At 64.5% G+C, this 8151-nt stretch carries 10 protein-coding genes; all 10 read right to left on the bottom strand.

All coding sequences use genetic code 11. The features are described from left to right. On the bottom strand, positions 1-262 hold a 262-nt coding region (locus PLC66_RS21455), incomplete at its 3' end, for an NAD-dependent epimerase/dehydratase family protein (protein ID WP_324544227.1). A gap of 5 nt (positions 263-267) precedes the next feature. Further along, on the bottom strand, positions 268-1389 hold the full coding sequence (gene gmd, locus PLC66_RS21460; protein WP_324544228.1) for a GDP-mannose 4,6-dehydratase: 1122 nt from the start codon (positions 1387-1389) through the stop codon (positions 268-270). 22 nt (positions 1390-1411) lie between these two features. After that, positions 1412-2473 carry a glycosyltransferase family 10 domain-containing protein gene (locus PLC66_RS21465; RefSeq protein WP_324544229.1) on the bottom strand — a complete coding sequence of 354 codons (1062 nt, stop codon included), beginning with the start codon at positions 2471-2473 and terminating at the stop codon, positions 1412-1414. 44 nt (positions 2474-2517) lie between these two features. After that, entirely contained in the window at positions 2518-3534 is a 1017-nt protein-coding gene (locus PLC66_RS21470; protein ID WP_324544230.1) for a glycosyltransferase, read from the bottom strand. Then, the gene (locus PLC66_RS21475; protein WP_324544231.1) at positions 3534-4400 is read right to left on the bottom strand and encodes a glycosyltransferase family 25 protein; all 867 of its coding nucleotides are present in this window, start codon (positions 4398-4400) and stop codon (positions 3534-3536) included. Before PLC66_RS21475 ends, PLC66_RS21470 begins: the two co-directional genes overlap by 1 nt. A gap of 3 nt (positions 4401-4403) precedes the next feature. Next, positions 4404-5168, bottom strand: a complete 765-nt coding sequence (locus PLC66_RS21480; protein WP_324544232.1) for a hypothetical protein — start codon at positions 5166-5168, stop codon at positions 4404-4406. Next, a complete protein-coding gene (locus PLC66_RS21485) occupies positions 5165-6328 on the bottom strand; it encodes an O-antigen ligase family protein (protein ID WP_324544233.1) in 1164 nt (387 codons plus the stop codon). Before PLC66_RS21485 ends, PLC66_RS21480 begins: the two co-directional genes overlap by 4 nt. Before the next feature lie 50 nt (positions 6329-6378). Then, positions 6379-7518 carry a glycosyltransferase family 4 protein gene (locus PLC66_RS21490; protein ID WP_324544234.1) on the bottom strand — a complete coding sequence of 380 codons (1140 nt, stop codon included), beginning with the start codon at positions 7516-7518 and terminating at the stop codon, positions 6379-6381. 7 nt (positions 7519-7525) lie between these two features. Next, on the bottom strand, positions 7526-7846 hold the full coding sequence (locus PLC66_RS21495) for a type II toxin-antitoxin system YafQ family toxin (RefSeq protein ID WP_324544235.1): 321 nt from the start codon (positions 7844-7846) through the stop codon (positions 7526-7528). Further along, positions 7824-8151, bottom strand: a 328-nt coding sequence (locus PLC66_RS21500; RefSeq protein WP_503012256.1) for a type II toxin-antitoxin system RelB/DinJ family antitoxin, incomplete at its 5' end; no start/stop codon positions are given. The genes PLC66_RS21495 and PLC66_RS21500, both read right to left, overlap by 23 nt.

Here is an 8151-nt window from a genome sequence, read left to right on the forward strand (position 1 = left end):
CGATCATCAGGTTCTGGTGGATGAACTCGGCCGGGTAGGTGTTGTTGGCGTGGATTCCGCCGACCTTGGCGGCGGCCAGGTAGACCTGGTCGATGCGATGGGCTGCGAAGAAGGCGTTGACCGCGTGCTGGTCGGAGAGGTCGAGTTCATCGCGGCCGGCGGTGAGGATGTTGGTGCAGCCCAGCGCCTGCAGCCGGCGCACGATGGCCGAGCCGACCATGCCACGATGGCCGGCGACGAAGACGGTGTCGGTGAGGTTCATGGGGGTCAGTTCTCCGTGGCGACCGGCACATCGTGCCCGTGGGCCTTCAGGAAGGCATGCCGCTGTGCCACCTTGAGGTCTTCGGCGACCATCTCGGCGCACATCTCCTGCACAGTGATCTCCGGCGTCCAGCCGAGCTTGTCCTTGGCCTTGCTCGGGTCGCCGAGCAGGGTCTCGACCTCGGCGGGGCGGAAGTAGCGCGGATCGACACGCACGATGATGTCGCCGGCCTTGAGCGCGGGGGCCTTGTCTCCCTGAACGTGCTCGACCACCGCGTGCTCTTCCACGCCCTTGCCCTCGAAACGCAGCGTGATCCCCAGTTCTGCCGCCGACCAGCGGATGAACTCGCGCACCGAATACTGCACCCCGGTGGCGATCACGAAGTCTTCCGGCTGATCCTGCTGCAGCATCATCCACTGCATGCGCACGTAGTCCTTGGCGTGGCCCCAGTCGCGCAGCGCGTCCATGTTGCCCATGTACAGGCAATCCTCCAGCCCTTGCGCGATGTTGGCCAGGCCGCGGGTGACCTTGCGTGTGACGAAGGTCTCGCCGCGGCGCGGGCTCTCGTGGTTGAACAGGATGCCGTTGCAGGCATACATGCCGTAGGCCTCGCGGTAGTTCACCGTGATCCAGTAGGCGTAGAGCTTGGCCACCGCGTAGGGGCTGCGCGGGTAGAAGGGGGTGGTTTCCTTCTGCGGGATCTCCTGCACCAGGCCGTAGAGCTCGGAGGTGGAGGCCTGGTAGAAGCGTGTCTTCTTGTCCAGGCCGAGCAGGCGGATGGCCTCAAGCAGGCGCAGCGTGCCCATGGCGTCGACGTCGGCGGTGTATTCGGGCGACTCGAAGCTCACTGCTACGTGCGACTGCGCGCCGAGGTTATAGACCTCGTCGGGCTGCACCTGCTGCAGGATGCGGGTGAGGTTGGACGAGTCGGTGAGGTCGCCGTAGTGCAGCACCATGCGCGGGTCGGGCGTGTGGGGGTCCTGATAGAGGTGGTCGATGCGCTGGGTGTTGAAGCTCGAGGCGCGGCGCTTGATGCCGTGGACTTCGTAGCCTTTGGCGAGCAGGAATTCGGCGAGGTAGGAGCCGTCCTGGCCGGTGATGCCGGTGATGAGGGCGATTCTTTTCATCAGACTGTCTGCCTGTTCAGGTTCAGGACCCACGCTGGCGGTGGAATCGATGCTTTTCTGCGATGGCTCTGGCTCTGACATACACCTTCTCGGCCATGTAGCGCGCCGCGCTCAACTTGAACTTGCGACGCCAGGCGTGGCGACCGTAGATCGTCTGCTGCTGGGAGGGTGAAGCCGTTGCCGTGCCGGACTGACGGATGATGCGCTCGATGACGGCAAAAAGATGATGGTCTTCGAGGACTCGGCGCCGCGCCTCGTCGATCAGGTCGAGGCGCTTTTCCCAGGCATGGTCGCGGATCGCATCCCGAATCGTCTGAGCGGCAGCGACCGGGTCGTCGATGTCGAGCGGGATGAAGCTGCCCTCGGGGAAATAGTCCGCCGCGTTGGGGGCGCCGACATAGAAGGGCAGGCACCGTCCCAGAAAGCAGTCGGTCAGCTTTTCGGTGATGTGATGCGGGGCGACGTGATTCTCGACCGCGAGGTGATAGCGGAACGGACTCAAGGCCTCGGCCTTGTCGTTCATGGGCCTGGCGCCGCGGCCGAAAAGCTCGATTTCGGGCAGCTGTTGCACCAAAGCCTGGATGAAGCGATAGCGTTGCGCGTGCAGCGTGTGTGACTGTCGCTTGGCGGAAAACACGGCCGAAATGTCCCCGGCCTTGTCTGCCACCGAGGGGCCGGCGACGAGGGTCTTGCGATCCATCCAGTGATCGGGTGCGCTGCCGTAGAACCAATGGTTGGCGGCCTGTTGAAAATGCCGCCGGCGATGGGGCAAGGCCCAAGCAGGCTGGCTGGTCAGCACATGGCCGAACTGTGCCGCGAACGCCTTGCCGTAGGCCTTGATCGACGAGGGCTCCGTCGTCACGAGGAGGGTCTGCTCATCGGGGCAGGCAAGCAGCTCGTGCGCGGACTCTCGGTTCTGGCCTTTCGCGGGCGCAACGTCATCGTAGGCGACGAGCCAGTCGTAGTGCCGCTCATCGCGATCGAACAGGAAATGGCAAGCCCCCCAGCGCCCATCCTCGCCAGGGAAATAGCGTGTCCATTCGCGTGGGTCGACCCGGCTGACAAATTTGACGCGGATGCTCATTGGGCGGTCCTGAATACGAGGGGGCGAGGCGGACAGGGGCTGGATCACTGCCGGTTCAAGAGTTCTTCATAGACCGAGATCGTACTGTCCAGCAGGTGCTCGAAGGTCAGTTCGGTGAGTGCATAGCGGAAAGCAGGCTCGTGCGCGCGCCTCGTCTGTTCCATATCCTTGAGTGCGCTCGTGACTCGCTCGGCAAGCGCAGCCGGGTCGCCTGTGGCGCAGATGAAGTGCTCCGGCAGAATTTCGACGGCTGCCCCGACTGCGCTCGATACGACGGGAACGCGGTGCTGAAGTGCCTCGACCAGCGTATAGGGCCCGCCCTCGTAATGCGAGGAGATGACCAAGAGGTGGGCTGCGCTCAAGAGGGCATGCACATCATTGCGTTGGCCCAGCAGCACGATCTTGTCCTGCTGCCCGGTTTCCTTTATCAGGCGTTCCAGGTGTGTGCGCTCGAAGCCTTCTCCGGCAATGGCCAATTGCGCATCGACGTTCTTCCAGGCGTGGATCAGCAGGTCGAAGCCCTTCACCGGCACGAGGCGCCCGATTGCGAGCACGCGCGGGCGTGCGCCAACTGTCTGCCAGGCGTCGAAGGCCGGTGCCGCCACGCCGGTATCCGGGGCGATCCCGTTGTGGATGATTCGAATGCCCGGGTGCTTGAGGTTTGCGGCCGCGATCCGGCTCACCGCAATGACTCGCTCGAACCTCGAGAACATGCGGACATTCTTCTTTCTGCTGTGCAAGGTGGCCACGCTGCGTATGTTCGGCAGGAAGGGGAGGAGCGGCGAAATCATGCTGGCCGCCTTGCTGCCATGTGCGTGGATGATCTGGGGCCGGGCTTGCCGAAGGCGCTGGAACAGACGGTAGAGGGCAAGGGGATTGCGGCGGTGCGCGCTAAGGTCGACCGGCAGGAACTCGACGCTGGCGGGTAGCCGTGATCCGTACATGGGATGTGCGATGAGGCAGACCTCGAGGCCGCGGCGGAGCAGGCCGCTCGCCAGCTCGACGACATGCTTTTCGAGGCCGCCTTCGCCACGGCTTGCCAGTACGAGCGCGACTTTCATTAGAAGCCCCGCAGGCGTTTGATCTGTCCGCGCAGGGCATCGTACGACCCGGACAGGGAAAAGTGCAGGCGGCGCAGGATGCGCGCGAAGTCGTAAGGCAGGCCGGTGGCCGTATGCGATGACTGGATCGCGGTCTGATAGTCGTTGTCGTTCGCCCGTCCGGTGATGTCCGACACGCCGTCGTCCTGGTTGATGATGGATGGGCTGACTGCGACGACGGTGAAGTAGCGCGACAAAGTACGGGCATACCATCGGTCGATGGCGCGGTTGCGCGTCAGCCAGTGCCAGATCGTCTCCTCCGTCGGGAGCAGTTCGAGCAGCTTGGCATAGGCGGTGTCCCGGACGATGTAGGCGTGCGTGGTGTTGCAGCCGTAGAGCTGGTAAAGCGCGCCCGGTGGGGCGAGCGCGCTGAGCTGCCGGAAGGGGCCGATGGGGTCGGTGAAGCCGAGGTAGCAGATTTCCCAGCGAACGTCGCGCAAAGCACTGGCAAGTCTGGCGGCCTGGGCGTCGAAATCTGTGGCAAAGGTGACGTCGTCCTCGAGGATGAGCACGCTGCGCCAGCCCCGGCGTGCCGCCCGCGCGATGGCCTCACGGTGGGACAGCGCGCAGCCTGCGCGTCCGGCCCAGGTCCGGTCCCGTTGCCTGCCCCGGAAAAGCGGGGGGTGGCCGTAGCCCTGCAAGCTGGTGCCACGAGTCGCGGCCAGGCGTTCCAGGCGTGTCTCATCGATATGGCGACCCGCTTCACGAAGCAGGGACTGCCAGCGGTCCGGGCGGTCGTCGAGGTTGATCACCAGGATGCCTTCCGCAAGGGCGAACGCCGGCGCTTCGCTCGTCGATCTGCTTGCGTGGGGCTGGGGGCTGGCCATGCCTTACAGCTTCCAGTGGTCCGCCAACCAGGGGGCGGCCCGCATGTGGTGGTGCAGCTTGCGCCCCTTGTAGCCACGAATCGCTTCGTCCGGATCGGGGCGGCCATGAAAGACCAGGATCCGGCAGCCCGGCGGCGCCTTGGGCGTCACCAGCAGATTCAGGGGAAACGCCGGACGGCAGTTCCACTTGTAGCTTCGCACCCATTCGTCGGGCCACCAATTCACCTTCTCCATCGCATGGGTGAGAAAGGCTTGTTCGGTGTTGTAGATCCGCGTGTCTTCGGCCTGGCGCATCTCGCGCAGGAAGGTTTCATACACGCGATTCGATCGACCCGCATCGAAACGGAAGACGGACGAGTTGCCAACGGCGGGGCGCCGGCCGAGCAGTTGCTTTCGCCAATTGACCCAGTTGTGGATGATGCAGTATTCGCCCGGCTTGTAATCGAACAGCGGGCTGATGTCGTCCATGATCACGATGTCGAGATCGAGAAACAGCGTCGGTCCGACGAGGCTGCCAAAGCCATCCTGCAAGACCATCAGCTTGACGAGAATGTCCGGCCAGCCGCGCTTGATGCCCGGATTGTCCGGGAAGGGGATGATGCGGATCTCGGCATCAAGCCCGTCGGCATTCTCCGTGCAGCAGTAGAAATTGAAGGGTCGCGAAAGATGCCGGCGAACGGAATGGAAGAGGATGTTGACGTAGTTTGCGTCGTATCGCGTGCCCCATTTGAGGCAAAGGACGTTCACTGCGGGCTTGAGTGCATTCACGACGTCACAGCTCCTTTGATTTCGTTTGCTGCGGTACCGGCTCGACGATCGCGTGCATGAGCGGTACCCAGGGCGTGGCAGGCCAGTGCCACGATCAGGACCCAGGGGGCGCGGAAGTGGTTGGAACTGAGCACCGAGTATTCGAGCGTGCCGGCCACGCACGTGGCTGCCAGCAGCGCGAGCAAGGTCGTCGACAGGGGCGTTCGCAGCAGGAAGAGGCGGTAGGTTAGAAGGGCAAGGGCGATCAGGAAGGCAATGAGCGTGATGAGGCCGCTGCTCAGCGCAAGATCGGCCAGCATGTTATGCGGGGAGTTGATCCCCGTGTGCCCGGGGATGCGCATGAAGGATTCGATCCCCCAGCCCGTCAGCGGGCGCTGCGAGATGGCCTCGAAGCTGAAGATCAGCGCCTCGGCGCGAGTCCCGTCGCTGTATGCGTTTGCGTCCTGCCAGTCGCTGGCGAGATAGGCCAGCACGAGCGACCCGAGAATGGCGAGGTAAAACCCGATTCGGCGTGGTGTGCTGGGTGGAAAGAGCACCGCCATGCCCGCGGACGCGGTGATGACCGCGCCGCGGGAGCCACTGCCCAGGATGCCGAGGGCGAAGATGGCCGCGCAGGCCCAAATGGACAAGCGAGCCACAGTTGTCGCCGATCCATCGCGAAGCAGCGCCGCACAGAGCACGATGCCCAGCGCCATGTAGAAGCCGAAGGGATTGGGGTTGCCGACAATGCCTTCGATCCTGATTGCGCGCCACGCGACCAGGTTGGCATGCGGCTGAAGAGCCCACTGCGTAATGCCGATAACGCCATGGATGAGGAGGCAGCCCATCACGATGAAGCCGAGTTGGCGAACACTGACCCATCCCTTGTGCAGCATCAGCAGAAGGCCGAGTCCGACGCCCAGGACGCGCAGCATCAGGGTGAGCTGATCGCCCCAGGGGGTGGCGGTGTCGAGGTGGAGCAGGTGCTGTGCGAAGGTGGCTCCAAGGACCGGTATGAGCCACAAGAGGGTGTAGCGCGCATAGCTTTCAACTGGCGGGCTGGACCAGTAGGACCGGCCGGACAGCAGGAGCGCAAGCACGATCAATGCGCCGCCGATGTGAACGCTTGCCCACTTCGCCGGAATGCTGAACATGAAGATCGTGAGCAACAGGGTTGCCATCAGACTCGCTGCAGGCAGGCGCGCCCCATTGGCAGGGAGTGAAATCATCATCAAGCGCTGTGCTGTGAATGGAGGCGGGAGTATAGCGACAGCGTCTGCATCTGCATGCGCTCGAGCAGGAAGCGGGTGTTGGGCTCCACTGTCGCCGTGCGCCCGGCGAGTACGTCCCCGACTCTCTTCGTGACGACCTCCACATCTCCCTTTGCCACCGCCCCATGCGGAAACAGCTCACCGAGAATCTCCGCCACCCCCCCATGCGCATACCCCACCACCGGCCGCCCCATCGCCAGCGGCTCGAGCACGGTGCGCCCGAAAGACTCGGGCGTGCTCGACAAACTCAACACGCAGTCCGAAACCGCGTAGATCTCGCGCACGTCGCTGCGATGGCCGGTAAAGACGATGCGCTCGCCCAGCCCCTCCGCCTGCACGCGTTCGCGGATCTCCTTCGCGTAGCCGGGCCGCTTCGGGTCCTCGCCGCCGACGATCAGCCCGACCACGTCCAGCCCGTCCGCGACCAGCCTGCCGACGAGCGTGATGAAGTCGTGATGCCCCTTCAGCCTTGTCAGCCGCCCCGGCAGGGTCAGCACCTTGCGCCGCGCGATCTGCGGGCACTCGGCGCGGAAGCGCGCCAGCCATTCCGCCGAAGGCCGGTAGTCGCGCGGAAATTCCGCCGGGTCGATGCCGCGCGGGATGACGGTGATGCGCTCGTCCGTCAAATGCGGCCAGCGGCTGGGCGGGTAGTGGCTGCGGATGAACTCGCGCACGGTGTCGCTGACCGCGATCACCCGCTCGCCGGCGCACATGATGGCGCTGTAGCGGCTCACCGAGTGCATGCCGTGCACCGTGGTGACGAAGTGCGGCCGGGCGCTTGCCGGCATGCCGCGCCAGGCAAGCCAGGCCACCCAGGCGGGCAGGCGCGAGCGGGCGTGGACGATGTCGAAGCGCTCGGCCTCGAAGAGCTTGCGCAGCGCGCGGTACTGCAGGAAGGTGGCCGGTGACTTGCGCCCGAGGTCGCGTGTGATGTGGCGCGAGCCTTCGCGCTGCAGTTGCTCGACCAGCCGCCCACCCTTGGACAGCACAACCGATTCATGCCCGGCCGCGACCAGCGCGCGCGCGATCTCGAGCGTGCCGCGCTCGACGCCCCCGCTGTCGAGCGCGGGCAGAAGTTGCAGGACCTTGAGGCGTTTCATCGGTGCTTCATCCCTCGAAAAGATCCGCATGCGTGCCCGCGCGGACGAAGGTGATCTGCCTTTCGTTCGCGGTGTAGATGAGCAGGAAGTCGCCGCCGACGTGACATTCGCGGTGATCGGCCCAGTCGCCCTTGAGCGCGTGGTCGAACCATTCCGGGCCGAGCGGGGCGTCGTTGGCGATGAGCAGCAGCATCACCTCCTTGAGCCGCTTCAAATCGAAGCGACCCGCGCGGCCAAGCCGTTTCCAATCGTTCTGGAAGCCTTTGCTGAAGTCCGCTGCGCGGGGCAGCGCTGCCCGCTTGGCCTTAGCGGGCTTTTTCGAGCTCATCGAACAGGGCGTCGGCCGATTCGAAACGTGCCTGGCGGGTTTTCATCATGGCCCGTGCCTCTTCCATGGCAGCGCGCGTTTCGGCGTTGGGGACCTTGAGTTCGAGCGGGAAGGCCTGGTCGTTGACGACGCGCTTGAGGAAGATGCGCACGGCGTCGGACATCGACAAGCCCATGGCGGCCAGGGCCTCGGTGGCCTGGGTCTTGGTTTCGTCGTCGACGCGGATGTGGAGCATTGAACTCTGTGCCATGGCTTCCTCGCTTGTAGGCTGCGGATTATGTATCGCATATGAGATGCGATCAAGC

Origin of the sequence: Thauera sp. (assembly GCF_035444905.1) — a bacterium.
Lineage (GTDB): Bacteria > Pseudomonadota > Gammaproteobacteria > Burkholderiales > Rhodocyclaceae > Thauera.

Bases quoted from the DNA above. Each gene is read 5' to 3' on its own strand.
- gmd (WP_324544228.1), bottom strand. From the start codon at position 1,389: ATGAAAAGAATCGCCCTCATCACCGGCATCACCGGCCAGGACGGCTCC.
- PLC66_RS21465 (WP_324544229.1), bottom strand. From the start codon at position 2,473: ATGAGCATCCGCGTCAAATTTGTCAGCCGGGTCGACCCACGCGAATGG.
- PLC66_RS21470 (WP_324544230.1), bottom strand. From the start codon at position 3,534: ATGAAAGTCGCGCTCGTACTGGCAAGCCGTGGCGAAGGCGGCCTCGAA.
- PLC66_RS21475 (WP_324544231.1), bottom strand. From the start codon at position 4,400: ATGGCCAGCCCCCAGCCCCACGCAAGCAGATCGACGAGCGAAGCGCCG.
- PLC66_RS21485 (WP_324544233.1), bottom strand. From the start codon at position 6,328: ATGGCAACCCTGTTGCTCACGATCTTCATGTTCAGCATTCCGGCGAAG.
- PLC66_RS21490 (WP_324544234.1), bottom strand. From the start codon at position 7,518: ATGAAACGCCTCAAGGTCCTGCAACTTCTGCCCGCGCTCGACAGCGGG.
- PLC66_RS21495 (WP_324544235.1), bottom strand. From the start codon at position 7,846: ATGAGCTCGAAAAAGCCCGCTAAGGCCAAGCGGGCAGCGCTGCCCCGC.